The following is a 24,185-nucleotide window of genomic DNA, read 5'->3' on the forward strand; positions in this document are numbered from 1 at the left end:
TCAGGAGGCCGAAATGGCTGCACAGAAGGGCAAGGATCTCTTGCTCAAGATCGATCTCGACGGGCTCGGAAATTTCGTCACTGTCGCCGGGCTGCGCTCGCGGCGGCTGGCCTTCAACAGCGAGGCGGTCGACGTGACCGATGCGGATTCGGCCGGGCGCTGGCGCGAACTGCTGGCCGGCAGCGGCATCCAGCGCGCCTCGGTCAGCGGTTCCGGCATCTTCAAGGACGCACAGTCCGACGCCTCGATCCGCACGCGATTCTTCTCGGCCGATATCGTCGACTGGCAAATGGCAATCCCGGCCTTCGGCGTGGTCGAGGGGCCGTTCCAGATCACCGCGCTCGAATATTCGGGCAATCATGACGGCGAGGTGACCTTCGAGATCGGCCTGGAATCGGCTGGCGCCATCAGCTTCGAGGCAGCGTGATGACTGTGAACCGGCGGCGCGGCGAGGTGGCCGCGGAACTCGACGGACAAGCATATCGGCTCTGCCTGACGCTCGGCGCGCTGGCAGAACTGGAGGCGGCGTATGAAGCGGACGATCTCGGCGCGCTGGTCGAGCGATTTGCCGGCGGCCGGCTTTCGGCGCGCGACCTGATCCGCATCGTCGGCGCCGGCCTGCGCGGCGCGGGCAACGTGGTCGCCGACGACGAGGTGGCGCGCATGCAGGCAACGGGCGGCGCGGCGGGGTTCGCCGCGATCGTCGCCGAACTGCTGGCGGCGACCTTCGGCGCGAAGACGGCGGAACAGCCGCCGCGCCCTTGACCGCCGCAGCGGGCCGGGACGGCGGCCCTTCGCCGGAGGCGTTTCCCTGGGACACGGTGATGGCCCTGGGGTTCGGCCTGCTGCGGCTTTCTCCGAAGGATTTTTGGACGATGACGCCGCGTGAATTCGAGCGGGCGATGAGTTTTCATCGCGGCGCGGGCGACGGCGGGCCGCGACGCCGCGATCTGGCGGCGATGATGGCGGCGTTTCCGGACGCGAAGGCCCCGGAAAACGGGTGACCCCGGCCTGCCTAACACAAGCTGGCACAGGAAGATTTGGCCATGGCTGAGAACGTCGTCGTCTCGATCGAGGCGGATACCGAGCCGTTCCTGGCGGCGCTCGACAATCTGCAGAGGCTGTCGGCGAGTTTCGGCACGCAACTGACCGGCGCGCTGCGCGGCGCCGTCATCGATGGCAGGGAACTGGACAGCGTGCTGCGCCGCGTCGCGTTGAGCCTGACGGGCATGGCGCTGAACCAGGGCCTGCAACCGCTTCAGGGATTGCTGGGGTCGCTGTTTTCCGGGATCACCGGCGGGCTGGCCTTGCCTTTCGCCAAGGGTGGCGTCGTGCCGTTCGCGGCGGGCGGCGTGGTCTCGTCTCCGACCTATTTTCCCGCCGGCGGGCGTCTCGGCCTGATGGGCGAGGCGGGCGCCGAGGCCGTGATGCCGCTGCGGCGAGGGCCGGACGGCAGGCTTGGCGTCGCCGCGGGCAGCAGCGGGGCGGCGGTGAACGTCGTGTTCAACGTCACCACGCAGGACGCTGCCTCGTTCCGCAAGTCCGAGGCGCAGGTGACCGGGATGCTGGCAAGGGCGGTGTCGCGGGGGACGCGGACGTTTTGAACAAGGTAGGCAGTAGGCAGTAGGCAGTAGGCAGTAGGCAGTAGGCAGTAGGGCTGCTTGTTCCCGGAGCCTGTCTTGAGAGTTGCGTAAAAATCTCGCTACCGCCCGGTTGATCGCTTTACCGGGACAAGTTCCCCTTTCGCTGCCTACTGCCTACTGCCTACTGCCCTCCAAGGAATTTCCCATGACCGAACTATCCGCCTTCCACGACGTGCGATTTCCGACCGCCGTCTCCTTCGGCGCGACCGGCGGGCCGGAGCGGCGCAACGAGATCGTCACGCTGACTTCCGGCCGGGAGAAGCGCAATGCGCGCTTTGCCCATTCCAGGCATCGTTACGACGCCGGAACGGGGCTGCGCTCTCTGGCCGATCTCTATGAGATCGTCGATTTCTTCGAGGCGCGGCGCGGGTCGCTGCACGCCTTCCGGTTCCGCGATCCGTTCGACATGAAGTCGTGCCGCGCCGACCAGATCCCGACTGATACGGATCAGGTGCTTGGCACTGGCGATGGCGCGCGAACACGCTTCGCGCTGGTCAAGTCCTATGGCGATGGCGAAAGCGCCTATGCGCGGCCGATCCGCAAGCCGGTGTCCGTCAGCCTGATGGTGGCGGTAGGCGGCATGCCGGCCGCGACGCCCGCGGACTATGCGTTCGACGATGCGACCGGCGAGATCGTGTTCTCGCCTTCCGCTGTGCCGGGCGTCGACGAGGAAGTGACGGCCGGCTTCGAGTTCGACGTGCCGGTGCGCTTCGACATCGACCGGCTGGAGATCGGCATCAGTGCCTTCAAGGCCGGCGCCATCCCGTCGATCCCACTGGTGGAGGTACGGCTTTGACCATCTATCCCGAACCGCTCGCCGCGCATCTCGAGGGCGAGGCGACGACGATCTGCCATTGCTGGCGGCTGACGCGGCGCGACGCCGTGGTGAAGGGTTTTACTGATCATGACCGGCGGCTGACCGTCGACGGAACGCCATTCGAGCCGCTGACCGGTTTCAGCGCAACGGAAGCCCGCGACACGCTGGGCCTGGCCGTCGATACGGTGGATGTTGAGGGCGCATTGTCGTCCGACGACATCGACGAGGCCGATATCGCGGCCGGGCTCTATAATGACGCGACGGTCGAGACGTTGCTGGTCAACTGGGCGGCGCCGGAGCAATTCGCAAAACTGCGCAGCGCCACGATCGGCAAGATCACGCGACGCGACGGCGCGTTCGTCGCCGAACTGAAGAGCCGCATGCATGCGCTCGACCAGGTGAACGGGCGGGTGATTGGGCGGCGGTGCAATGCGGAACTGGGCGATGCGCGCTGCCGTTTCGCCATGGACCTGCCGGGTTTTTTCGCTGCCGGCACCGTGGTCGCGGCGGAGACGCCGGAGATGCTCCGCGTCTCGGGGCTGGATTCCTTCGAAGCGGAATGGTTCGCGCTTGGCTCGCTCGAATGGACGAGCGGCGCGCTGGCCGGACGCATGGCGCATGTTGCAGGGCATGCGACGCGCCAGGGTGCTGTCGAACTGACGCTGCAACCCGGCGAGGCCGCCGCGCCGCAGCCGGGCGACATGTTCCTGATAAGGGCCGGCTGCGACAAGACCTTCGCGACCTGCAAGGCGAAATTCGACAATGCACTGAACTTCCAGGGGTTTCCGCATCTGCCAGGCAACGACGCGGTCTATGGCTATGCGGTCGACGGCGATGTTTTCGACGGAGGCCCGCTGGTGCCATGAGCGATGATGTTGAAGTTGTGGGCGATGTTGGCGAGCGGATCCTGGCGGAAGCGCTGGACTGGGTCGGCACGCCTTACCGGCACCAGGGTTCGCGCAAGGGCGTGGGCTGCGACTGTCTCGGGCTTCTGATCGGAGTCTGGCGCGCGGTCTATGGCGCGGTGCCGGAGGAGCCCGGACCTTACTCGGTCGACTGGGCGGAGGCGGGCGGCGCCGACCGGTTCCTCGAAGCGGCGCGGCGGCATTGTCGTGAAAAGTCGTTTGCCAAGGCTACGGCGGGCGACCTGATCCTGTTCCGCTGGCGACCAAACCTGCCGGCAAAACATGCCGCGATCCTGGTGGCGCCCGACCGCTTCGTCCACGCCTATGAAGGCAGCGCGGTGGTGGTCAGCGCGCTGGTGCCGCAGTGGCGGAAGCGGATCGCGGCGGCGTTCGCTTTTCCCAAAATCGGAGCCGCCGGCTGAGCCGGATACTTCCGAAACAATTTTTCCGAACAACGGGTTCTCGCCATGGCGGTTCTTCTCCTCCAGGCAGCCGGCGCCTATCTCGGCGGGCTGTTCGGTTCGATCGGCGGCGCGGTCGGCACGGCGGCAGGCGCGCTTGCGGGTTATGCGCTCGACCGCGCGTTGATCGACGGCACGCGACGCGTCGAGGGGCCACGGCTGGCCGGCGCGAGGCCTTTTTCAGCGGAGGAGGGCGCGGCCATCCCGCGCCTCTACGGCACCGCGCGGCTCGGTGGCACGATCATCTGGGCGACGCGTTTCGAGGAGACGAGCACGACCCGCCGGCAAGGCGGCAAGGGCGGCACCAAGGTCACCGAATACAGCTATTTCGCCAACGTCGCCTTCGCGCTCTGCGAGGGCGAGATCGCCGCGGTGCGCCGCGTCTGGGCGGACGGGCGGGAACTCGACCTGACCGGCATCGAAATGCGGGTGCATACGGGCGGCGCGGACCAGGCGCCGGACCCGCTGATTTCGGCCAAACAGGGCGCGGGCAACACGCCGGCCTATCGCGGCCTCGCCTATGCCGTGTTCGAGCGCCTGCCGCTCGGAGATTACGGAAACAGGATTCCGCAGATCCAGTTCGAGGTGCTGCGGCCGGTTGGCAGGCTGCGCCACGACATACGCGGCGTGGCGCTCATCCCCGGTTCGACGGAGTATGGGCTGGATCCGGACAAGGTGACCCGCAAGCTGCGGCCGGGCGAGACTGTGCCGGAAAACCGCCATGTCCTGTTTGCGTCGAGCGATCTCGCCGCCTCGCTCGACGAGTTGCAAGCGCTGTGCCCGAACCTCACCGATATCGCGCTGGTCGTCTCATGGTTCGCCGACGATCTGCGCGCAGGGTTTTGCTCGATCCGGCCGGGGGTGACCACCGCCAGCGGCGCTGGTTTCTCCAGACCCTGGATGGTTTCCGGCATTGGGCGCGTCGGGGCGCGAATCGTCTCAACGCATGGCGGCGGGTCGGCCTATGGCGGGACGCCGACCGACCGTTCCGTGATGGCGGCGATCGCCGAGATCAAGGCGCGCGGCCTGAGGGTCGCGCTCTATCCGTTCGTGATGATGGATGTGGCTGGGGACAACGGCCTGCCCGACCCGCATGGCGGTGGTGAGCAGGCGGCCTATCCGTGGCGCGGCCGCATCTCGTGTTTTCCGGGACCGGACCAGCCGGATACCGCTGACAAGACGGCGGCGGCAAGGGCGCAGGTCGAATTGTTTTGCGGGTCCGCTGCGCCGGGGGATTTTTCGGAAGGAGATCACACGATCGCATTCGGCGGCGCCTCCGACGAATGGAGGTTCCGGCGGCTGATCCTGCACTATGCGCATCTGGCGGTTGTCGCCGGCGGCGTCGACACGTTCCTGATCGGCTCCGAACTGCGCGGCCTGACCACGCTGCGCGACGCGGCGAATGCCTTTCCATTCGTCGACGCGCTGTGCGAACTGGCTGACGAGGCCAAGGCGCTGCTCGGGCCGGACACCGACATCTGCTATGGCGCGGACTGGACGGAATATTTCGGCCACCAGCCGCAGGACGGCTCGGGTGATGTCTTCTTCCACCTCGATCCGCTTTGGTCGCGGCCATCTATCAGCGCCGTCGGCATCGACAATTACATGCCGCTGTCGGACTGGCGCGACGCCGACTACCGTTTCGGCAATCCGGACGAGGCGCGTGGGCCATACGATCCTGTTGCTTTACGTGCCGCGATCAATTCCGGCGAGGGGTTCGATTGGTATTACGCCAGTTTTGCCGACCGGCAGGCGCGGATACGCACGCCGATCACCGACGATGCTTTTGGAAAGCCTTGGACGTTCCGCTACAAGGATCTCGTCGGCTGGTGGTCGAACCAGCATTTCGACCGCATCGGTGGCGTCGAGGTTTTGACGCCGACGGACTGGGTGCCGCGTGGCAAGCCGATCTGGCTGACCGAACTCGGCTGCCCGGCGATCGACAAGGGGCCGAACCAGCCGAACGTTTTCGTCGATCCGAAGTCGAGCGAGAGTTTTACGCCCTATTTCTCCAGCGGCGGGCGCAGTGACCTCGCGCCAAAACGCTTTCTGGAGGCGCATGCCGCGCATTGGGATCCGGCGAGCCAAAATTTCGATCCGGCCGCAAATCCGCTGTCGCCGGTCTATGGCGGGCGGATGCTCGACCACGAGCGCACTTGGGTCTGGTGCTGGGACGCGCGGCCGTTTCCGGCTTTTCCGTTGCAGGGGAACGTCTGGGCGGACGGCTCGAACTGGCATTTCGGGCATTGGCTGAACGGCCGGCTGGAAGCGCCGGACCTGGGTTCCCTGATCAATGCGATCCTCGCCGATCATGGATTGCCGGCGGCTGATGTTTCGCTGGCCGATGGAACGCTGCAAGGATACGTCGTCGACGAGCCGGGTTCGGCGCGGACAGCGCTGGAGCCGTTGGCCGATCTCTACGGCCTTGCCGTTTGCGAGGATGCGGCGGGGCTGGCATTCTGGTCGATGCAGGCGCGTCCGGCCGCGCCGCTGGCGATCGACGAGATGGTCGTCGAGGACGGCGCGGCGATCATCGAAAAGGTGCGGGCGCCCGATCATGAATTGCCGGCCGAGGCGGTTCTGGTGTTCCGGGACCATCTTTCCGATTTCCAGACCGGGTCGGCGCGCAGCCTGAGGGCCGGCGCGAGCGGGCGGTTACAGCGGACGCTGAGCTTTCCGGGCATTCTGGAACGTGAGCAGGGTACGGCGCTTGTCACCGAGTGGCATCGGCGGCTGTGGGCCGGGCGCGAAAGCGTGTCGCTGTCGCTGGCGAATTATCGCGCGGGCTTCGAACCGGGTGCGGTGATATCGCTGCCGGACGGCGGTGGTTCGGAATTCATAGTCACCGAAGTCGAAGACGGCCTGGTGCGGCGGCTGAAAGCGCGCCGCATCGACCGGGCCGCTCCGGTTGCCTGGACAACGCCTCCGCAGGAAGCCGTCGAGATGCCGGCGATCCATGCCGGAAAACCCTACGCGCTGTTCCTGGACCTGCCGGCGCGAACTGCATCGACCGCGCCGCAGGACCATTTCCGCATCGCGGTGCGGCAAAAGCCTTGGAAGAGCCAGGTTTTGCTTGCCTCGCCAGAGGATACCGGCTTCTCCGTGCGGGCGACGATCGAAAGGCCCGCCGACCTCGGCGAGTTGCTGGAGCCGCTGTCGGCGGGAAGCTTCGAGGGGCGGGTCGACCATGCGAAAACCATCACGGTCGCGTTGTTCGACGCAGAGGCCGCGAGCGTCAGCCGGCTGCAACTGCTCAATGGCGCGAACGTTGCCGCAGTCCGGTCGGATGTCGGTGTCTGGGAGATTTTGCAGTTCGAAACGGCCGAGGAGATTTCCGCGGGTGTCTGGGTGCTGGCTGGACTACTGAGAGGGCAACTCGGAACCGGCGACGCCATGGCTTCTGGCGCCGCGGCGGGCTCGCCCTTCGTCATTCTGGACGACAGGGTGAAATCCGCCGGGCTGCTTGCCAGTGAGATCGGCCTCCCGCTCAACTGGCGCGTCGGACCTTCCGGCGTGGTCATTTCCGAAGATACCTTCGCCGACCATTCCGAGGCTGGGGGTCTGCGCGCACGGCTGCCGCTTGCACCGGTTCATCTGCGATGCCGGCCGGGTTCGAGTGGCGACCTTGCCTTTTCGTGGGTCCGGCGCGGCCGCATCGACGCCGACGACTGGGAAGCCACGGACATCCCGCTCGGCGAGGAGCGGGAGGAATATCGTATCGATGTGTCGGCCGTGGGTGGGCCTGTCGTGCGTTCGGAAACGGTGACGCTTCCGAACTGGACCTATGCCAGCGGCGATATCGCCGCCGATTTCGGCGGAACGCCTGCCGAGATCGACGTCGCGGTGCGCCAGCTCAGCCTGTCGGCCGGCTGGGGAATTTCCGCTTCGCGCCGATTCATTCTCTGAATTCCCATCCATAAACCGTTGAAAGGAAAAGAAATGACTGACAGCAAACCCTGGTATCTTTCGCGCACGATCTGGGCCGCCATTGTAACGATTGTGACAGCGATGCTCGGCCTGCTTGGCGTGCCGCTGGACGGTTTCGACGAGGCGGGTTTTGTCGACGCGCTGCTGCAGGCGGTGGCGGCAGTGGCTGGCGTCGTGGCGCTGATGGGGAGGTTGTACGCGCAATCGCGGATCGGGTGAAAGGCAGGTCGGCGGAAGCAACTCGCTTGTCTTGCTATTATAAGGATTCGTTCATTCCGCGTTCAGCAGGAATGGGTTAGAACCACAGCATGACACGGCTCCTGTCCCTTTTCCGGCCCGGCCTCGCGGCGCTCTGCGTCGCGGCGATGTTTGCGACGCACGCAAATGCCGCGCCGGCTTTTGTGCCGGCGCCTGATCATGGACAGCCGACGGCCCTGGTCCAGTCGGATTGCTATGCCATCGGCCAGCAGGTGGCCGAACAGAAGGGCGGCACGCTGGCGCGCGCCAGCCAGTCGACCAAAGGCGGCCAGCCGGTCTGCGTCATCGTCGTGCTGGTGCCGGGCAAGGACGGGCAGCGGCCGCGCCGCACCGAGATCGTCGTGCCGCTGAACTGAGGGCAGGCGATTTCACGTTGTGCCGCCGCTTCTGTACGAACCTGACTGAAAATCTGCCAAGGCGTGGTGCAATGGCAATTTCTAGCGCTTCCGCTCCTCGCATATCCGAGCGCATGCTGAACGGCGGTTCTCAAAATTGCCATTTTCGCTACGCCCTGACGAATTCTGAGTCAGACTCTAAGATGAGCTTCCCGAATTCGGACGGATGATTCCATGCGCATACTCGTCGTCGAGGATGACAAGGACCTGAACCGGCAGCTGACCCAGGCGCTGGGCGATGCCGGTTACGTGGTCGACAAGGCCTTCGACGGCGAGGAGGGACATTTCCTCGGTGACACCGAGCCCTATGACGCGGTGGTGCTGGATGTCGGCCTGCCGCAGATGGACGGCATCAGCGTCGTCGAGCGCTGGCGGCGCGCCGGCCGAAAAATGCCGGTGCTGATCCTGACCGCGCGCGATCGGTGGAGCGACAAGGTGTCGGGCATCGACGCCGGCGCGGACGACTATGTGACGAAACCCTTCCACATCGAGGAAGTGCTGGCTAGGCTGCGCGCGCTAATCCGGCGCGCCGCCGGCCATGCGTCATCCGAACTGACCTGCGGTCCGCTTCGGCTGGATACAAAAGCCTCCAAGGCGGACATGGACGGCACGCCGCTGAAACTCACGTCGCATGAGTTCCGGCTGCTGGCCTATCTGATGCACCACATGGGTGAGGTCGTGTCGCGGACAGAACTCGTCGAGCACCTCTACGACCAGGATTTCGACCGCGATTCCAACACGATCGAGGTGTTTGTTGGCCGTCTCCGCAAGAAGATGGGCATCGACATGATCGAGACGGTGCGCGGCATGGGCTACCGCATGCGCGAGCCGGAGGCGTGACGGCTGAACCCGGCAAAGCCACACTCCGCCGGCGGGTCTGGCCGCAATCGTTGACGCCGCGGTCGCTGGCATTCCGCGTCGTCGCCTTCTCCACCATCTGGGCGATCGTCACGCTCATCGTCATCTACACGGTGATCGCCGCGCTCTATCGCGAGACCAGCGAGCGCGGTTTCGACAGCCTGCTTTCGGCGCATCTCTTCAACCTCATCGGCTCGGTCGGCGTCTCGCAGTCCGGCACGCTGACCGGCGCGCCCGACCTCGGCGATTTGCGTTTTTCGGAACCGCAATCCGGCTGGTATTGGGAGGTTGAGCCTATCTCAGAGGGACTGACCGGACGCTTGCGTTCGCTGTCGATGACGCAGTCCGTTCCGTCGCCGGGAATCGCCGAAGCGCCGTTCAATTCCAGCTTCCAGCGCAACTACATCACCGCCGGCATCGGCGGCGAGGAGCTCGAGGTTTTCGAGAGCGAATTCGTGCTCGACGCACAGAACCGCGTGGCGCGCTTTCGTGTCATGGGAAATCGCAGCGAGCTGGAAAACGAGATCGCCATCTTCGAATGGCGGCTCTTCACCTACCTGTCGCTGTTCGGCGTCGGCATGATCGCCATCAACGCTGTAGCCATCCTGTTCGGGCTGCGGCCTTTGGGACGTGTGCGCCAGGCGCTGGCGCAGGTGCGCGAGGGCACGGCGCAGCGGCTGGGGGGCCGATTTCCGACCGAGATCGAGCCGCTGGCGAACGAGACCAATGCGCTGATCGAGAACAACCGCCGCATCGTCGAGCGCTCGCGCACGCAGGTTGGCAATCTTGCGCATTCGCTGAAGACGCCGCTGGCGGTGCTTCTCAACGAGGCGCGGGCGCTTGGCGGCGACAAGGGCAGGATCATCGGCGAACAGGCCACGGCCATGCAAAGCCAGCTCGAACATTATTTGCAGCGGGCGCGCATCGCCGCGCAGCGCGACAGCGTCGTCTACCGCACGCCGGTGACGCCCCTGCTGGAGCGCCTGGTTCGTGTGATGGCGAAGCTCAACACCGGGATGACGGTGACGTTCGTCCCGCCTGGCGAGGAAATGATTTTTGCCGGTGAGCGTGAGGATCTGGAGGAGATCGTCGGCAATCTCATGGAAAACGCGGTGAAATGGGGACTGCGGCGGGTGACGGTCTCACTGGCAGCCGCTCCTCCGGTCGACGACCACGCGATGCTTTCGATCGTCATCGAGGATGACGGGCCGGGCATTCCCGACGACAAGGCGCGCGAGGTGATGAAGCGCGGCAAGCGGCTGGACGAGACCAAGCCCGGCAGCGGCCTTGGCCTCGCCATCGTCTCCGAGCTGGTCAATGAATATGGCGGACGGATCGAACTAGGCCGCTCCTCGCTGGGTGGGCTGAAGGCTGTTGTCCTGCTGCGCCGTGTCGAGTAGACAGTCGATAGGCCAAATGCATGCGGCGGCGGCCAAATTTCGGCCCGATATCAACAGTATCGCGGCGGCGTTCCTATGCCGCGGGCGGCCTCGATCGGTGGTGGTGATGACGATTCGGATGGCGCTGCTTGCTGGTTTGCTTGCCCTCGCGGGCTGCGGGACGACGTCCGGTCTCGGCGGCAAGCCCGGCGGCCCGACGGTTGAGCCCCCGCCCGTGACCGGCGGCAAGGCGAGCATGGTCGGCGGGCTGGTCGCCGGCGACATCGGAAAAGGCCTGAATTCCGGCGACAGGCGCAAGGCGCTGGAGGCCGAGTACCGTGCCCTGGAATATACCCAAAGCGGCCAGAAGGTGAGCTGGACCGGCGATAGCTCCGGCCGCTCGGGCGACGTGGTTCCCGCGCAGCCCTATCGGGTGGGGTCGCAAGACTGCCGGCAATACACGCACACGATCGTGATCGACGGAACGACGCGGACTGCGCGCGGCACCGCCTGCCGCAATACCGACGGAAGCTGGGCCACCCTGAGCTGAGTTCCGCCACTTTTCCGGTCATCATGGCCTGAATCTCGGCATGCAACGAGTGGCTCGCCGCGCCGGCAGTCAATCAGCCGCAGCGGCCGCGAGTTGGCAGGCCGCGACGGGACGGGTATTGAGAGGCCCATGCTGTTCTGGATCGTCGCCGCGCTGCTGACACTGGCCGCCAGCCTGGCGGTCATGCTGCCGCTGAGCGGGCGCAAGCCGCGGGCCGACGTCGGGCAGGATCACGACATCGAAGTCTATCGCGACCAATTGAGCGAGCTCGACCGCGATGCGGGGCGAGGACTGATCGGCAAGACGGAAGCCGAAGAGGCGCGCGCCGAGATTGGCCGGCGCATTCTCAAGCTTGCTGGCACTAGGGACGGGGAAGCGAAGACGGGTGGCAGTTCGCTCGCGCGCATGGTCGGTGCGGCGGCGGTGCTGGCGGTGCCGATCGTCAGTTGGGGGCTATACGCGACGCTCGGCTCGCCCTTGCTGCCCGGACAGCCGCTCAGCGCCCGTCTCCAGACCGACCCCGCCGAGAATACGATGGCCGAACTCGTCGCCCGCGCCGAGGGCCATCTTTCTTCCAATCCGGAAGATGGCCGTGGCTGGGACGTTCTGGCGCCGATCTATCTTCGCATGGGCCGTTTCGCCGATTCCGTCGCCGCTTACCGAAACGCGATCCGCCTGCTAGGCGAGAGCGGAGACAGGCTTGCCGGCCTGGGCGAGGCCATAGCGAACGCCGCCGGCGGCATCGTTACCGCCGAGGCGCAGGAGACTTTCCGTAAGGCAGCCGCGATCGATCCGAACAATTCCAAGTCGCGTTTCTATCTGGCCACGGCGCTGGCGCAGGAAGGCCGGATGCAGGATGCTGCGTCAGCATGGCAACTGATGCTGGCCGACCTGCAGGCCGACAGCCCGTGGCGCGTTCCGGTGCAGGAAGCGATCGCCGAGGCCGGACGCCGCATCGCTGCTGCCGAAAGACCCGCCGCGCCAGGTCCGTCCGCCGATGAGGTCGACGCGGCTGCATCGATGTCGCAGGCAGACCGCACCGCGATGATCGAGCAGATGGTGAACGGTCTCGACGCGAAGCTGCGTCAGAATCCGCTCGACCCGGAAGGCTGGATGCGGCTGGTTCGTTCTTATGTCGTGCTTGGCAAGACCGACGAGGCGCGCGAGGCTCTCGGACGCGGCCTCCAGGCGCTGGGCGGCGGCAGCGAGGACGGCAAGCGGCTGTCGGCGCTCGCAACGTCGCTTGGCCTTTCCTCGACGGAATGAGATTTTGATGACGCGCAAGCAGAAAAGACTGTCGGTCATCGCTGGCGCCCTGGCTTTCCTCGGCGCGGCGACCGCGCTCACCTTCTACGCGCTCGGCCAAAAAGCGTCGTTCTTCTACATGCCGGCGGAGTTGCAGGCGGCGACGCTCGAGCCCGGCCAGCGCATCCGCCTCGGCGGGTTGGTCGAGGAAGGCACGGTCAAGCGGGGGCAGGGCACGGAGGTATCCTTCGCGATCACTGACAAGGACAAATCCGTTCCCGTCGCCTATGTCGGCATCCTGCCTGACCTCTTTCGCGAGGGGCAGGGCGTCATCGCTGAGGGCACGATGCGCGCCGACGGTGTGTTCGCCGCCGACAGCGTGCTTGCCAAGCACGACGAGAACTATATGCCCAAGGAGGTCGCCGACAGCCTGAAGGCCAAGGGCGTCTGGCAGGACGAGACCGTGAGGCCGGGCTCATGATCGTCGAGACCGGACATTTCGCGCTGGTGCTGGCCCTGGCCCTTGCGCTGGTGCAGTCGCTGGTGCCGCTGATTGGTGCGCGAACTGGTGATTCCAGGCTGATGGCGGTCGGTGGGCCGGTGGCGGTCGCGGGCTTCGCGCTTACCGGCATCGCCTTCGCGGCGCTCACCATGGCCTACGTCCAGTCGGATTTCTCGGTCGCAAATGTCTGGGAGAATTCGCATTCGCTGAAGCCGATGCTCTACAAGGTGACCGGCGTCTGGGGGAACCATGAAGGTTCCATGCTGCTCTGGGTGCTGATCCTCACCTTCTTCGGCGCACTGGTCGCAGTATTCGGCGGCAATCTGCCGGCGACGCTGCGCGCCAACGTGCTCGCCGTGCAGGGATGGATCGGCGCGGCGTTCCTGCTGTTCGTTTTGACGACCTCCAATCCGTTCATCCGCATCGAGCCGGCGCCTTTCGAAGGCCGCGACCTCAATCCGATCCTTCAGGACATCGGTCTCGCCGTTCATCCGCCGCTGCTCTATCTCGGCTATGTAGGCTTCTCGGTCTGCTTCTCCTTCGCCGTCGCGGCGCTGATCGACGGCCGCATCGACGCCGCCTGGGCGCGCTGGGTGCGGCCGTGGACGCTGGCGGCCTGGATGTTCCTGACCGGCGGCATCGCGATGGGCTCCTACTGGGCCTACTACGAGCTTGGCTGGGGTGGGTTCTGGTTCTGGGACCCGGTCGAGAATGCTTCCTTCATGCCGTGGCTGGCGGGCACCGCGCTGCTGCATTCGGCGATCGTCATGGAAAAACGCTCGGCGCTGAAGATCTGGACGATCCTGCTTGCCATCCTGACGTTTTCCCTGTCGCTACTCGGCACTTTCCTAGTCCGCTCCGGCGTCTTGACCTCGGTGCACGCCTTCGCCACCGATCCGACGCGCGGCATCTTCATCCTCGCGATCCTCATGATTTTTATAGGCGGTTCGCTGTCGCTATTCGCGCTGCGCGCCGGCAGCCTCTCCGCAGGCGGCCTGTTCAGCCCGATCTCGCGCGAGGGTGCGCTCGTCCTCAACAACCTCTTTCTCACCACCGCAGCGGCGACCGTGCTGGTCGGCACGCTCTATCCGCTGGTGATCGAAGCAGTGTCCGGTGACAAGATCTCGGTCGGCGCGCCGTTCTTCAATCTCACCTTTGGCCCGCTGATGCTGCCGCTGCTGCTGCTCATTCCGTTCGGGCCACTGCTCGCCTGGAAGCGCGGCGATCTCTACGCGGTGGCGCAAAGGCTGATGGCAGCCTTCGGAGGCGCGCTGCTGGCGGTTCTTGCAACTCTGCTGCTAGTCAATGGAGCAAGCGTCTTCGCCGCGCTCGGCGTTGGCCTGGCCTTCTGGATGATCCTTGGCGCGTTGACGGATATCGCCCAGAAATCGGCGCTTGGGGCGGTCGATTTGAAGGTATCGGCGCGGCGGTTCGCCGGTTTGCCACGCTCCGTCTTTGGGACCGCGATGGCGCATCTTGGCATGGGGCTGACGATGCTCGGCATCGTCGCAACCCTGTCGTTCGGGGCCGAACACATCACCACCATGAAACCCGGCGAGACGACGGACATTGCCGGCAAGACGCTGCGTTTCGAGGGCGTGGCGCCGGTGCAGGGACCGAATTATACTGAGACCCGCGCACGTTTCGCGCTGATCGCCGCCGATGGAAGGCAGCAGGGCGAAGTGACTTCGGCCAAGCGCCTCTATACGGCGCGGCAAATGCCGACTACGGAGGCGGGCATCCTGACCGTCGGCTTCAGCCAGCTCTACGTGTCGCTTGGCGATCCGACAGCCGACGGCGGCATCGTCGTCCGCATCTGGTGGAAGCCGCTTGTCACGCTCATCTGGCTGGGTGGCCTGGTCATGATGGCCGCGGGCGCGGTTTCGCTGAGCGATCGCCGGCTGCGCGTCGGGGCGCCGGCCAAACGCGCCAAGACCGCGAGTCCGGTCGGAGCCGGAGCGTGATCCGTTTGCGCGCTGCCTTTGTGGCGCTGGTTTTGACCCTGGCCACAGCCGGCATCACGCCGGTTCTGGCGGTGCAGCCCGGTGAGATGCTGGCCGATCCGGCGCTGGAAACGCGTGCGCGAACCCTTTCGGCGGAATTGCGCTGCATGGTCTGCCAGAACCAGTCGATTGACGATTCCGACGCCGAACTTGCGCACGATCTGCGCGTGCTGGTGCGCGAGCGGCTGGCGGCGGGTGATACGGATACGCAAGTGCTCGACTTCGTCGTGGCCCGCTATGGCGAGTTCGTGCTGCTGAAGCCGCGCTTCAGCGCCCGCAACGCGCTGCTTTGGGGAACGCCGGTCGTGATCCTGGCTCTTGGCGGGTTGTTTGCGTTGGTCTCCGCCCGATCGAAGCGCCGGACCGAGACGGCTCTCTCGGACGAGGAAAAGGCAGCGCTCGGCCGCATCCTCGGAGAGGGTGGCAGCGGCCAAGGCGGCGGCGCGTAGCGGCCGTCCCCGTCACGAATTGCCGAAAGACTGACCGTCTAGGCACGATCAAGCGCCCGCCGACGTCCGCAACTCGAACACCGTGTGCTGTTCTGCAAAACCCTTGAGCGTATGACGGCCGAGGTCGCGGACCATGTCCGCCGGCAGCAGCGCCGCAGCCTCCTCAGAACACACGGCTTGCTTGTCCAATTGCTTGCTGATGCCTTCCAGCCGGCTGACGTAATTCACGGTCGGGCCCACCACCGTGAAATCCAGCCGGTCGCGGCTGCCGATGTTGCCGTAGACGACCGGCCCGACATGCATTGCCGCCACGAAGGGCGTTTCGGCAAGGCTGGTATCGCCGAAGGCTCGCGAGACGCTGCGGGCGGCACGCAGGCAAGCGTCCTTGCGTCCCGAATCCCTTGCGGGGAAGACCGACAGCACACCGTCGCCGATGAATTTGAGCACGTCGCCGCCCTCGGCCCGGACCGAATCGACCACCACCTCGAAATAGGCTCCCAGGCGGTCCAGCAACGCGTCGGGGGCGAGCCGCTCCGACTGCCCGGTGAAATCGCGCATGTCGGTCACCAACACTGCGGCCTCTGCCTCGGTCATGTGGCCACGTTGAAAATTGCCCTTGGCGACACGGCTTGCGGGGCCGACGCCGAGATAGACCTCCAGCAGGCTTTCCATCGAGTGGCGCATCGCCGCCGGCTCAAGAGCGGCGGCGATGGCCGGCGCCAGCCCTTCGATCAGCGCGATGTCGCGGGCGACGAAACCGCCGGGCCGGTCCGTGGTGAATGCGCCGGCCTGGACCGAGCCATCGCCATATTCCAGCGGGATCGCCAGGTAATCGGTGCTGCCGGTCGCTGCCTGTTCGAAAAGGACCGGATGATCGTGACCTTCTCTCAGATTCTCCAACGACTCGTGAAAACTCGTCCTGGTGACGATGACGTGCTCGAACGGGCTCCCGCGATACGAATCGGTCGAGAGCATGCTGCGCGGCACCGTGTAGCGTTCCGCACCGCCGTCACGGGTCCAGATCACGCCCCAGGCGCCGATCATCGGATTGGCGACGCGCTGGCCTATGCGCACGCGCCACAGCGGCACGCCGGCGGCCACGAGGCGGTCAATCAAGCCAGCGACGATCTCCTTGGGCGGGCTGGCTTTCCGGGCGGGTCCGATCAGCCATGCCGTGATGTCGGTGACAGACTTTGCGACGTCCATCGGTCCTGAGGATTCGGCATCGGGGAGTTGCGGGCTCGACATGGCGCGCACCTTAAGCCGCGACCTCGCGATGGGAAAGCGGCCGGGGATCGATGTCGCCCCGAAATGGTCGCACGATCGCCGCCAACATTACCAAGATTTCATTCCCCGGAAATGGCTCCGTAATGTTCCGGCTCCTATCTCTGTCAGCACCGGATGCCGCCCAAGACGCATCCCGTTGAAGAGGAATAGAAGCCATGAGCACCCCCACCAACACCATTTCCCGGACACGTGCGCGCCTGCTGGCCGCCGTCGCTTCCGTTGCAATCGCCGGCGCGATCGGATTCGGCGCCGTCACGACTGGCACCGCCCCGGTGCTCGCCGATGCTGTCCGCGTCCAGGCGCCGCAGGTCCCGAGCTTTGCCGACGTCGTCGACAAGGTTTCGCCGGCCGTCGTCAGCGTCCAGGTCAAGGCCAAGATCCAGCCCGCCTCCGACAATGGCGGCGACGACATGTTCCAGGGTGGTCCAGGCTTCGACCAGCTTCCCGACAATAGCCCGCTCAAGCGCTTCTTCCGCGAATTCCGTGGCGATGGCGATCAGGGCGGCCGCTGGCAGCAGCACCGCAGCGACCGTCCCGAGCGTCCGCGCCCCGTCGCGCAGGGTTCCGGCTTCTTCATCTCCGAGGACGGCTATCTGGTCACCAACAATCACGTCGTCGAGGGCGGCTCTGCCTTCACCGTGGTGATGGACAATGGTGACGAGCTCGACGCCAAGCTGATCGGCACCGATCCGCGCACCGACCTGGCCGTGCTGAAGGTCGACGACAGCCGCAAGTTCACCTATGTCGACTTCGCCGATGACAGCAAGGTCCGCGTCGGCGACTGGGTCGTGGCCGTTGGCAACCCGTTCGGCCTCGGCGGCACCGTGACCTCCGGTATCGTTTCGGCGCGTGGCCGTGACATCGGCGCCGGTCCGTATGATGACTTCCTGCAGATCGACGCAGCCGTCAACCGTGGCAATTCCGGTGGCCCGGCGTTCAACCTGAGCGGCGAGGTCGTCGGCATCAACACCGCCATCTTCTCGCCTTCGGGCGGCAATGTCGGCATCGCCTTCGCCATCCCGGCCTCCACCGCCAAGCAGGTGGTGCAGACCCTGATGAAGGACGGCAGCGTGTCGCGCGGCTGGCTCGGCGTCGAGATCCAGCCGGTCAACAAGGACATCGCCGACTCGATCGGCCTGCAGGATGCCAAGGGCGCGATCGTGTCCCAGGCGCAGGAAGGCAGCCCGGCGCTGAAGGCCGGCATCAAGGCGGGTGACGTCATCACCGCCGTCGACGGCAAGGAAGTCGATTCGCCGCGTGAGCTGGCCCGTGCGGTCGGCGCCATCCAGCCCGGCAAGTCGGTGGAAGTCACCGTCTGGCGCGGCGGCAAGTCGGAGACCCTGAATCTGGAACTCGGCACGCTGCCGAGCCCCGACAAGCAGGCTTCGAACGATCAGGACAAGCAGCAGCAGGCCGAGCCTTCCTCGCTTGCCGATCTCGGCCTGACGGTCACGCCGTCGGAGGATGGCAAGGGCCTGGTGGTCACCGATGTCGATCCTGACAGCGATGCCGCCGACCGTGGCATCCAGGCCGGCGACGTGATCGTCTCGATCAACTCGCGCGACGTGAAGGGCGCCAAGGACGTCACCACCGCGATGAGCGACGCCGAGAAGGCCGGCCGCAAGGCGGTTCTCATCCAGATCACCCGCGACGACAACAGCCGCTTCGTGGCCCTGCCGATCGGCCGCGGCTGACGTCCGCGGCCTGCCAAGTCCCGGCGCCTTGCCTCAACACCCCCGAACGGGGCGCCGCGGACCTTGAACCGGTCCCAGTTGTCAGTCTTTGAAGGATCGGTTCGGGCGGCAGCAGCTCCCATCGGTTGCTGCCGCACTCTCCACCCAATTCAGGGAGGAACACCGATGAACATCGTCCCAGCAGGCCAGCTCGAATTCGCATATGATGATCCGATGAAGATTCTGGTCATTGAAGACGATCGCGAGGCGGCCGATTACCTGCAGAAGGCGCTCTCCGAAGCTGGCCATACGGTCCACGTCGCCGGTGACGGCGACGCCGGCTACACGCTGGCCGACACCGGCGACTACGACGTGATGGTGGTCGACCGCATGCTGCCTCGCCGTGACGGCCTGTCCGTCATCGCAGGCCTGCGTGCCCACGGCAACGCCACGCCGGTGCTGATCCTGTCGGCGCTCGGCGAGGTGGACGACCGGGTCACTGGCCTCAGGGCGGGTGGCGACGACTATCTGACAAAACCCTACGCCTTCACCGAACTGCTGGCCCGCATCGAGGTGCTGTGCCGCCGCGCCAATTTCAAGGACGCGGAGACGCTCTACCGTGTCGGCGACCTCGAACTCGACCGCCTGTCGCACACCGTGCGCCGCGCCGGCCGCGAGATCGTCCTTCAGCCGCGCGAGTTCAAGCTGCTCGAATATCTGATGCGCCATGCCGCCCAGGTGGTGACGCGCACCATGCTGCTCGAAAACGTCTGGGACTATCACTTCGATCCGCAGACCAACGTCATCGACGTCCATGTCTCGCGGCTGCGCTCGAAGATCGAGAAGGGTTTTGACAGCCCGATCCTGCATACGGTGCGCGGCGCGGGCTACATGCTCAAGGCCGGGTAGACCGACGCATGCGGCTGCCGGCCAGCTTCAGGACGACCGCCGCGCGCCTCTCGGCGCTTTATCTCCTGCTTTTCGGCATTTGCGCGATCGGCCTCGTCTTCTACATGACCGCGCTCTCCGTGCGGATGCTGACCTCGCAGACGCAGGACACCATCAACGAGGAGGTCGTCGGCCTCGCCAACGCCTACCAGCGTGGCGGACTGCCGCTGCTGGTGCGCACCATCGAGCGCCGCTCGCGCCAGCCGGGCGCCAACCTCTATCTCATCGCCGACGCCAACGGCCGCATCCTGTCGGGCAACGTCGAGAGCCTGGAGCCCGGTGTGCTGGACGTCGAGGGCTGGACCGGGCGGCCCTTCTCCTATCAGCGTTTTGGCGACAGCAGCGCCGAACGCCGCGTCCGCGCCCTAGCCGATCCCGATGCGCCGCAGATCGAATCCGAGACGCGGCATGCGGCGATCGCGCTGGTGCTGCGGCTCCCCAACCAGATGATCGTGCTGGTCGGCCGCGACCTCGGCGAGCCTGAGCGCTTTCGCGTCGTGGTGCGCCAGTCGCTCGTCGCCGCACTCGGCGTCATGGCGGTCGGCGGGCTGCTGATCTGGTTCTTCGTCGGCCGCCACGCGCTGAAGCGCATCGACAGCGTGTCCGAGGCCAGCCGCCGCATCATGGGCGGCGATCTCACTGGCCGACTGCCGATCAGCGGGGCAGGGGACGAGTTCGACCGCCTGTCGGAAAACCTCAACGCCATGCTGGCCCGCATCGCCGACCTGAACGAAGGCCTGAAGCAGGTCTCCGACAACATCGCCCACGACCTCAAGACCCCGCTGACCCGCCTGCGCAACCGTGCCGAGGCCGCGCTCGGCAAGCGGGAGGGCGGCGACTATCGCGAGGCGCTGGAAGCCACCATTGCCGAGTCCGACCAGTTGATCCGCACCTTCAACGCGATCCTGATGATCTCCAGGCTGGAGGCGGGCTATTCGGCCGAATCGACGTCCAGGGTCGATCTGACGGAGGTCGTGCGGGACGTCGTCGAACTGTACGAGCCCGCCGCCGAGGAGTTGGGCGTGACGCTCGAAACCAACGTTCCGCAGGGCGTCATGGTCGACGGCAATCGCGAACTGATCGCGCAGTCCGTGTCGAACATCGTCGACAACGCCATAAAATATTCCGCGGACGGCAACGCGGCGCCGAAGGTCTTGGTCCGCCTGGAGAGCCGGGCCGGCGACGTCAGTCTCCGCGTTTCGGACAACGGCCCCGGCATTCCCGACGACGAGGACCGCAAGCGCGCGACCGAACGTTTCGTGCGCCTCGAACGCAGCCGATCTCAGCCCGGTTCGGGCCTGGGTTTAAGCCTCGCGAAGGCTGTGATGAAATTCCACGGCGGCCGGCTTGATCTTGAGCCCGCCAATCCCGGACTATCCGTCCTCATGAGCTTTCCGCGCAAGGAGGACGGATAGATGGCAGGTGCCCGGGCGAAGGCAGCCGCGAAACCGCGCCTGTTCGAGGCTAGGCCGGCAGCGCTCAAGCCGCTCGATGCCGGCGAGGCAAAACAGGAAATGCGAGATCTCGCAATCCTGGCGAGGGAAAGGGAACTGTCCCGGCTGGCGTCGCTGCTTTCGGGCCGCGACACCGAGGCGGAATTCCTCGCCGCGGTCTTCGATCTGTCCGACTTCATGCGCGACTGTGTCAGGCGGCGTCCGGAGATTCTGGAGAATCTGTTCGATACCAGCATCGAGGATCGGCTGGCTGCAATTGGCGTGGCGGCAAGGCAACTGCCTGTCGCCGAGGGCGTCACCGAAAAGACCTTGATGACGGATTTGCGCCGGCTCAAGCTGGAGGCGCATTTCCTCATCGCGCTGGATGATCTCGCCGGTTTCGTCGGCGCCGACGTCACCGTTCGCCGCCTGAGCGCGCTCGCCGACGCCTGCGCCAATGCCGCGATCGATTTCCTGCTGCGCGATGCGCATGACAGCGGCAAGCTCAAGCTTCCCGATCCAGGAATCCCCGGAAAAGGGTCGGGCTGGATCGTGCTCGGCATGGGCAAGCTCGGCGCCTGCGAGCTGAATTTTTCCTCCGACATTGATCTCGTCGTCTTCTTCGAGCCCGAGGCGCCGGCCGTCCTCGACCGGTTCGAGGCGACTGACCTGTTCTCGCGGCTGACCAAGCGGCTGGTCCGCATCATGCAGGACCGCACCGAGGCCGGTTACGTCTTTCGCACCGACCTTCGCCTGCGCCCCGATCCCGGCTCGACGCCGCTGGCGATCCCGGTGGAAGCGGCGCTCAACTATTACGAGGGCAGGGGCCAGAACTGGGAACGCGCCGCGATGATCAAGGCGCGCCCGGTGGCGGGCGACATCGAGGCTGGCGAAGCCTTCCTCAAGGAATTGCAGCCCTATGTCTGGCGCAAATACATGGACTTCGCGGCAATCGCCGATGTCCATTCGATCAAGCGCCAGATCCACGCCCACAAGGGCCACGGCGAGATAGCCGTGAAGGGTCACAACGTAAAACTCGGGCGCGGCGGCATCCGCGAGATCGAGTTCTTCGTGCAGACCCAGCAACTGATCGCCGGCGGGCGTTTCCCCGAACTGCGCGGCCGCGAGACGGTGCAGATGCTGGGTGAACTCGCCAAGCACCGCTGGATCAGCGCGGAAGCGCGCGCCGCACTTGCCGCGCAATACTGGTTCCTGCGCCGCGTCGAACACGCGGTGCAGATGGTGGCGGATGAGCAGAGCCACACGCTGCCGGAAGACGACGACGGGCTGGAGCGCATTGCCCGCCTGCTCGGTTTCGACAATGCCGAAGCCTTTTCCAGCGTCTTCCGTTCCTCCCTCCAGGAGGTCGAGCGCCACTATGCCGCGCTGTTCGAGGCCGCGCCGCAATTGTCGGCGGGCGTCGGCAATCTCGTCTTCACCGGCGATGTGGATGACCCGGATACGCTAAGCACGCTGAAGCGTCTCGGTTTCGAGCGCGCCAGCGACATATGCCGGGTCATCCGCACTTGGCATTTCGGGCGCTACAAGGCGACGCAGTCGGCGGAAGCCCGCGAGCGGCTGACCGAATTGACGCCCGCGCTGCTGGAGGCCTTCGGCAAAACGCGCCGCGCCGACGAGGCGCTGTTGCGCTTCGACGCATTTCTTGCCGGCCTGCCTGCCGGCATCCAGCTTTTCTCGCTGCTGCAATCCAATCCGGCGTTGCTGAAGCTGCTGGCGACGATCATGAGCGCGGCGCCGGCGCTGGCCGCGACCATCACCCGGCGCCCGCACGTCTTCGACGGGCTGCTTGATCCTGCGCTGCTCGCCGAATTGCCCCGGCGCGACTATCTGGCCGAGCGGCTGGCGGCGTTTCTGGCAAATGTGACGGTGCACGAGGAGGTGCTTGACCGGCTGCGCATCTTCGCGTCGGAGCAGAAATTCCTGATCGGTGTGCGGCTGCTTGCCGGCGCGATCGACGCCAGCCGTGCCGGCAAGGCGTTCTCCGATCTCGCCGACCTGACAATAGGTGCCGCGCTAGACGCCGTCATGGTCGAATTCGCGGTCAGGCACGGCAAGGTGCCGGGCGGGCGTGTGGCGATCCTCGGCATGGGCAAGCTCGGCAGCCGCGAACTGACCGCCGGCTCCGACGTCGACCTGATCCTGCTCTACGACCACGACGCGGACGCCGAAGAATCGGATGGCGAGAAGGGCCTCGCCCCATCGCATTATTTCGCCCGCATGACGCAGCGCCTGATTGCCGCCGTCTCGGCGCAGACCGCCGAGGGTGTGCTCTACGAACTGGATCTGAGGCTGCGGCCCTCCGGCAACAAGGGACCGGTGGCGACCCATGTCGATTCTTTCAAAAAGTACCAGCGGACCGACGCCTGGACCTGGGAGCACATGGCGCTAACGCGCGCCCGGCCGGTTGCCGGCGATGCGGACCTTTGCGCCGAGGTGGAGGCGGAGGTCGCGGAGATTCTGGCCTTGCCGCGCGATGCCGGCAAGGTGCTCCGCGAAGCCGCCGAGATGCGGGCTCTGATCGAAAAGGAAAAACCGCCGCGTGACTTCTGGGACCTGAAACTGGTGCCGGGCGGACTGATCGATCTCGAATTCATCGCCCAATCAGCAGTGCTCACCGGCAATACCGTCGCGGAGGCCGGCAGGCTGACCAGCACCGTCGGCGCGCTGAACCGGCTGTCGCCGGATTTCGCCGACGCGCAGACACGGCAGGAGCTTTGCGACGCGGACGCGCTCTATATGGCGCTGACGCAGATGATCAGGCTTTGCCTTACCGGTCCCTTCGACCGGAAGGAGGCCCCGCCCGGCCTTATCGATCTTCTGTTGCGGGCGACCGACCTGCCTGACATCGGCGTGCTGGAAGCGCACGTCAAGGAGACGGCGCAACGGGTTCGAAGGCATTTCGACCGGTTGCTTCGTACCGGAAAGGCCTGACGGCGATGGGACGCCGCAACCTTGCCGGAACCGCATCGGGGGTAACGATGCAAAGGAGAGATAAAGTGAAGACATCGACCAAACTCGCAATGGCCTTTCTGGCGGTGGCGACCAGCGGCGGAACGTCCGCCTTCGCGGCCGACCGGGAGGAGGGCCGCATGGGCGGCAACATGCGTTTCGAGCGGGCCGACGCCGATTCGAGCGGCGACGTCACGTTCGAGGAGTTCGTGGCGGCGATGAACAACCGAATCGGCAATGCCGACGCCAATGGCGACGGCAAGATGACCGTCGCCGAGATCGCCTCCGAGATCGAACGCATGCGCGCGGAACGCATGGCGCGCCGCATCGTCGAGCGTTTCGATACCGACGGCGACGGCATGCTGACGGTCGTCGAGATCGAGTCGCGCCAGAAGAAACTCTTCGCGCTGATGGACCGCAACGACGACGGCAAGATCGTGCCGGAAGAGATGCCCAAGCGCGGCTGGGGCAAGCGGCACTGA

23 protein-coding genes are annotated in these 24,185 nt (G+C 65.8%); 22 read left to right on the forward strand and 1 reads right to left on the reverse strand.

Annotation, left to right across the window (positions count from 1 at the left end; all coding sequences use genetic code 11):
* Positions 1-13: 13 nt before the first annotated feature.
* From ACH196_RS23210 to ACH196_RS23290, 17 genes are all read left to right on the forward strand, one after another.
* Complete coding sequence (locus tag ACH196_RS23210; protein ID WP_396649309.1) at positions 14-427, forward strand: phage major tail protein, TP901-1 family; 414 nt, start codon at positions 14-16, stop codon at positions 425-427.
* Positions 424-765 (forward strand): gene transfer agent family protein, encoded by a 342-nt coding sequence (locus tag ACH196_RS23215; protein ID WP_396649310.1) that lies wholly within the window; start codon positions 424-426, stop codon positions 763-765. The genes ACH196_RS23210 and ACH196_RS23215 overlap by 4 nt, the downstream gene beginning before the upstream one ends.
* Positions 762-1,004, forward strand: coding sequence for a rcc01693 family protein (locus tag ACH196_RS23220; protein ID WP_396649311.1), 243 nt, complete (start codon positions 762-764; stop codon positions 1,002-1,004). Before ACH196_RS23215 ends, ACH196_RS23220 begins: the two co-directional genes overlap by 4 nt.
* 42 nt (positions 1,005-1,046) lie before the next feature.
* Entirely contained in the window at positions 1,047-1,604 is a 558-nt protein-coding gene (locus tag ACH196_RS23225) for a phage tail tape measure protein (RefSeq protein ID WP_396649312.1), read from the forward strand.
* 184 nt (positions 1,605-1,788) lie between these two features.
* Positions 1,789-2,439, forward strand: coding sequence for a TIGR02217 family protein (locus ACH196_RS23230; protein WP_396649313.1), 651 nt, complete (start codon positions 1,789-1,791; stop codon positions 2,437-2,439).
* Entirely contained in the window at positions 2,436-3,326 is an 891-nt protein-coding gene (locus ACH196_RS23235; RefSeq protein WP_396649314.1) for a DUF2163 domain-containing protein, read from the forward strand. Before ACH196_RS23230 ends, ACH196_RS23235 begins: the two co-directional genes overlap by 4 nt.
* On the forward strand, positions 3,323-3,787 hold the full coding sequence (locus tag ACH196_RS23240) for an NlpC/P60 family protein (RefSeq protein WP_396649315.1): 465 nt from the start codon (positions 3,323-3,325) through the stop codon (positions 3,785-3,787). The genes ACH196_RS23235 and ACH196_RS23240 overlap by 4 nt, the downstream gene beginning before the upstream one ends.
* Positions 3,788-3,832: 45 nt before the next feature.
* Positions 3,833-7,732: a glycoside hydrolase/phage tail family protein gene (locus ACH196_RS23245; protein ID WP_396649316.1), complete on the forward strand. Its 3,900-nt coding sequence runs from the start codon at positions 3,833-3,835 to the stop codon at positions 7,730-7,732.
* A gap of 33 nt (positions 7,733-7,765) precedes the next feature.
* On the forward strand, positions 7,766-7,972 hold the full coding sequence (locus ACH196_RS23250; protein ID WP_396649317.1) for a hypothetical protein: 207 nt from the start codon (positions 7,766-7,768) through the stop codon (positions 7,970-7,972).
* Between the two features lie 89 nt (positions 7,973-8,061).
* A complete protein-coding gene (locus ACH196_RS23255) occupies positions 8,062-8,367 on the forward strand; it encodes a hypothetical protein (protein WP_396649318.1) in 306 nt (101 codons plus the stop codon).
* A gap of 213 nt (positions 8,368-8,580) precedes the next feature.
* Positions 8,581-9,246 carry a response regulator transcription factor gene (locus ACH196_RS23260; RefSeq protein ID WP_396649319.1) on the forward strand — a complete coding sequence of 222 codons (666 nt, stop codon included), beginning with the start codon at positions 8,581-8,583 and terminating at the stop codon, positions 9,244-9,246.
* The gene (locus ACH196_RS23265) at positions 9,243-10,664 is read left to right on the forward strand and encodes an ATP-binding protein (protein ID WP_396649320.1); all 1,422 of its coding nucleotides are present in this window, start codon (positions 9,243-9,245) and stop codon (positions 10,662-10,664) included. The genes ACH196_RS23260 and ACH196_RS23265 overlap by 4 nt, the downstream gene beginning before the upstream one ends.
* 16 nt (positions 10,665-10,680) lie before the next feature.
* Positions 10,681-11,193 carry a hypothetical protein gene (locus ACH196_RS23270; protein WP_396649321.1) on the forward strand — a complete coding sequence of 171 codons (513 nt, stop codon included), beginning with the start codon at positions 10,681-10,683 and terminating at the stop codon, positions 11,191-11,193.
* 129 nt (positions 11,194-11,322) lie between these two features.
* Complete coding sequence (ccmI, locus tag ACH196_RS23275; RefSeq protein WP_396649322.1) at positions 11,323-12,459, forward strand: c-type cytochrome biogenesis protein CcmI; 1,137 nt, start codon at positions 11,323-11,325, stop codon at positions 12,457-12,459.
* Between the two features lie 7 nt (positions 12,460-12,466).
* On the forward strand, positions 12,467-12,919 hold the full coding sequence (gene ccmE, locus ACH196_RS23280; protein ID WP_396649323.1) for a cytochrome c maturation protein CcmE: 453 nt from the start codon (positions 12,467-12,469) through the stop codon (positions 12,917-12,919).
* Positions 12,919-14,904 (forward strand): heme lyase CcmF/NrfE family subunit, encoded by a 1,986-nt coding sequence (locus tag ACH196_RS23285; protein ID WP_396649357.1) that lies wholly within the window; start codon positions 12,919-12,921, stop codon positions 14,902-14,904. The genes ccmE and ACH196_RS23285 overlap by 1 nt, the downstream gene beginning before the upstream one ends.
* Positions 14,904-15,392, forward strand: coding sequence for a cytochrome c-type biogenesis protein CcmH (locus ACH196_RS23290; RefSeq protein WP_396649358.1), 489 nt, complete (start codon positions 14,904-14,906; stop codon positions 15,390-15,392). Before ACH196_RS23285 ends, ACH196_RS23290 begins: the two co-directional genes overlap by 1 nt.
* A gap of 48 nt (positions 15,393-15,440) precedes the next feature.
* On the opposite strand, the gene ACH196_RS23295 is transcribed toward ACH196_RS23290, so the two are convergent.
* Entirely contained in the window at positions 15,441-16,640 is a 1,200-nt protein-coding gene (locus ACH196_RS23295) for an adenylate/guanylate cyclase domain-containing protein (RefSeq protein WP_396649324.1), read from the reverse strand.
* A gap of 194 nt (positions 16,641-16,834) precedes the next feature.
* Here ACH196_RS23295 and ACH196_RS23300 point away from each other — a divergent pair, with 194 nt between their 5' ends.
* The 5 genes from ACH196_RS23300 (at position 16,835) to ACH196_RS23320 (ending at position 24,185) form a co-directional block, all read left to right on the forward strand.
* Positions 16,835-18,373: a Do family serine endopeptidase gene (locus ACH196_RS23300; RefSeq protein WP_396649325.1), complete on the forward strand. Its 1,539-nt coding sequence runs from the start codon at positions 16,835-16,837 to the stop codon at positions 18,371-18,373.
* 213 nt (positions 18,374-18,586) lie between these two features.
* The gene (locus tag ACH196_RS23305) at positions 18,587-19,261 is read left to right on the forward strand and encodes a response regulator transcription factor (RefSeq protein WP_396649359.1); all 675 of its coding nucleotides are present in this window, start codon (positions 18,587-18,589) and stop codon (positions 19,259-19,261) included.
* Between the two features lie 8 nt (positions 19,262-19,269).
* The gene (locus ACH196_RS23310; RefSeq protein ID WP_396649326.1) at positions 19,270-20,715 is read left to right on the forward strand and encodes a sensor histidine kinase; all 1,446 of its coding nucleotides are present in this window, start codon (positions 19,270-19,272) and stop codon (positions 20,713-20,715) included.
* Entirely contained in the window at positions 20,716-23,685 is a 2,970-nt protein-coding gene (locus ACH196_RS23315; protein WP_396649327.1) for a bifunctional [glutamine synthetase] adenylyltransferase/[glutamine synthetase]-adenylyl-L-tyrosine phosphorylase, read from the forward strand.
* Between the two features lie 65 nt (positions 23,686-23,750).
* Positions 23,751-24,185 carry an EF-hand domain-containing protein gene (locus ACH196_RS23320; RefSeq protein ID WP_396649328.1) on the forward strand — a complete coding sequence of 145 codons (435 nt, stop codon included), beginning with the start codon at positions 23,751-23,753 and terminating at the stop codon, positions 24,183-24,185.

It is taken from the genome of Mesorhizobium sp. IMUNJ 23232, from assembly GCF_044326205.1.
Lineage (GTDB): Bacteria > Pseudomonadota > Alphaproteobacteria > Rhizobiales > Rhizobiaceae > Kumtagia.

Coding starts and splice junctions, on each gene's coding strand:
- ACH196_RS23295 (WP_396649324.1), bottom strand. CDS start 16,640: ATGTCGAGCCCGCAACTCCCCGATGCCGAATCCTCAGGACCGATGGAC.
- ACH196_RS23310 (WP_396649326.1), top strand. CDS start 19,270: ATGCGGCTGCCGGCCAGCTTCAGGACGACCGCCGCGCGCCTCTCGGCG.
- ACH196_RS23255 (WP_396649318.1), top strand. CDS start 8,062: ATGACACGGCTCCTGTCCCTTTTCCGGCCCGGCCTCGCGGCGCTCTGC.
- ACH196_RS23225 (WP_396649312.1), top strand. CDS start 1,047: ATGGCTGAGAACGTCGTCGTCTCGATCGAGGCGGATACCGAGCCGTTC.
- ACH196_RS23230 (WP_396649313.1), top strand. CDS start 1,789: ATGACCGAACTATCCGCCTTCCACGACGTGCGATTTCCGACCGCCGTC.
- ACH196_RS23210 (WP_396649309.1), top strand. CDS start 14: ATGGCTGCACAGAAGGGCAAGGATCTCTTGCTCAAGATCGATCTCGAC.
- ACH196_RS23250 (WP_396649317.1), top strand. CDS start 7,766: ATGACTGACAGCAAACCCTGGTATCTTTCGCGCACGATCTGGGCCGCC.
- ACH196_RS23260 (WP_396649319.1), top strand. CDS start 8,581: ATGCGCATACTCGTCGTCGAGGATGACAAGGACCTGAACCGGCAGCTG.
- ccmI (WP_396649322.1), top strand. CDS start 11,323: ATGCTGTTCTGGATCGTCGCCGCGCTGCTGACACTGGCCGCCAGCCTG.
- ccmE (WP_396649323.1), top strand. CDS start 12,467: ATGACGCGCAAGCAGAAAAGACTGTCGGTCATCGCTGGCGCCCTGGCT.
- ACH196_RS23315 (WP_396649327.1), top strand. CDS start 20,716: ATGGCAGGTGCCCGGGCGAAGGCAGCCGCGAAACCGCGCCTGTTCGAG.
- ACH196_RS23305 (WP_396649359.1), top strand. CDS start 18,587: ATGAAGATTCTGGTCATTGAAGACGATCGCGAGGCGGCCGATTACCTG.
- ACH196_RS23300 (WP_396649325.1), top strand. CDS start 16,835: ATGAGCACCCCCACCAACACCATTTCCCGGACACGTGCGCGCCTGCTG.
- ACH196_RS23240 (WP_396649315.1), top strand. CDS start 3,323: ATGAGCGATGATGTTGAAGTTGTGGGCGATGTTGGCGAGCGGATCCTG.
- ACH196_RS23245 (WP_396649316.1), top strand. CDS start 3,833: ATGGCGGTTCTTCTCCTCCAGGCAGCCGGCGCCTATCTCGGCGGGCTG.
- ACH196_RS23270 (WP_396649321.1), top strand. CDS start 10,681: ATGCATGCGGCGGCGGCCAAATTTCGGCCCGATATCAACAGTATCGCG.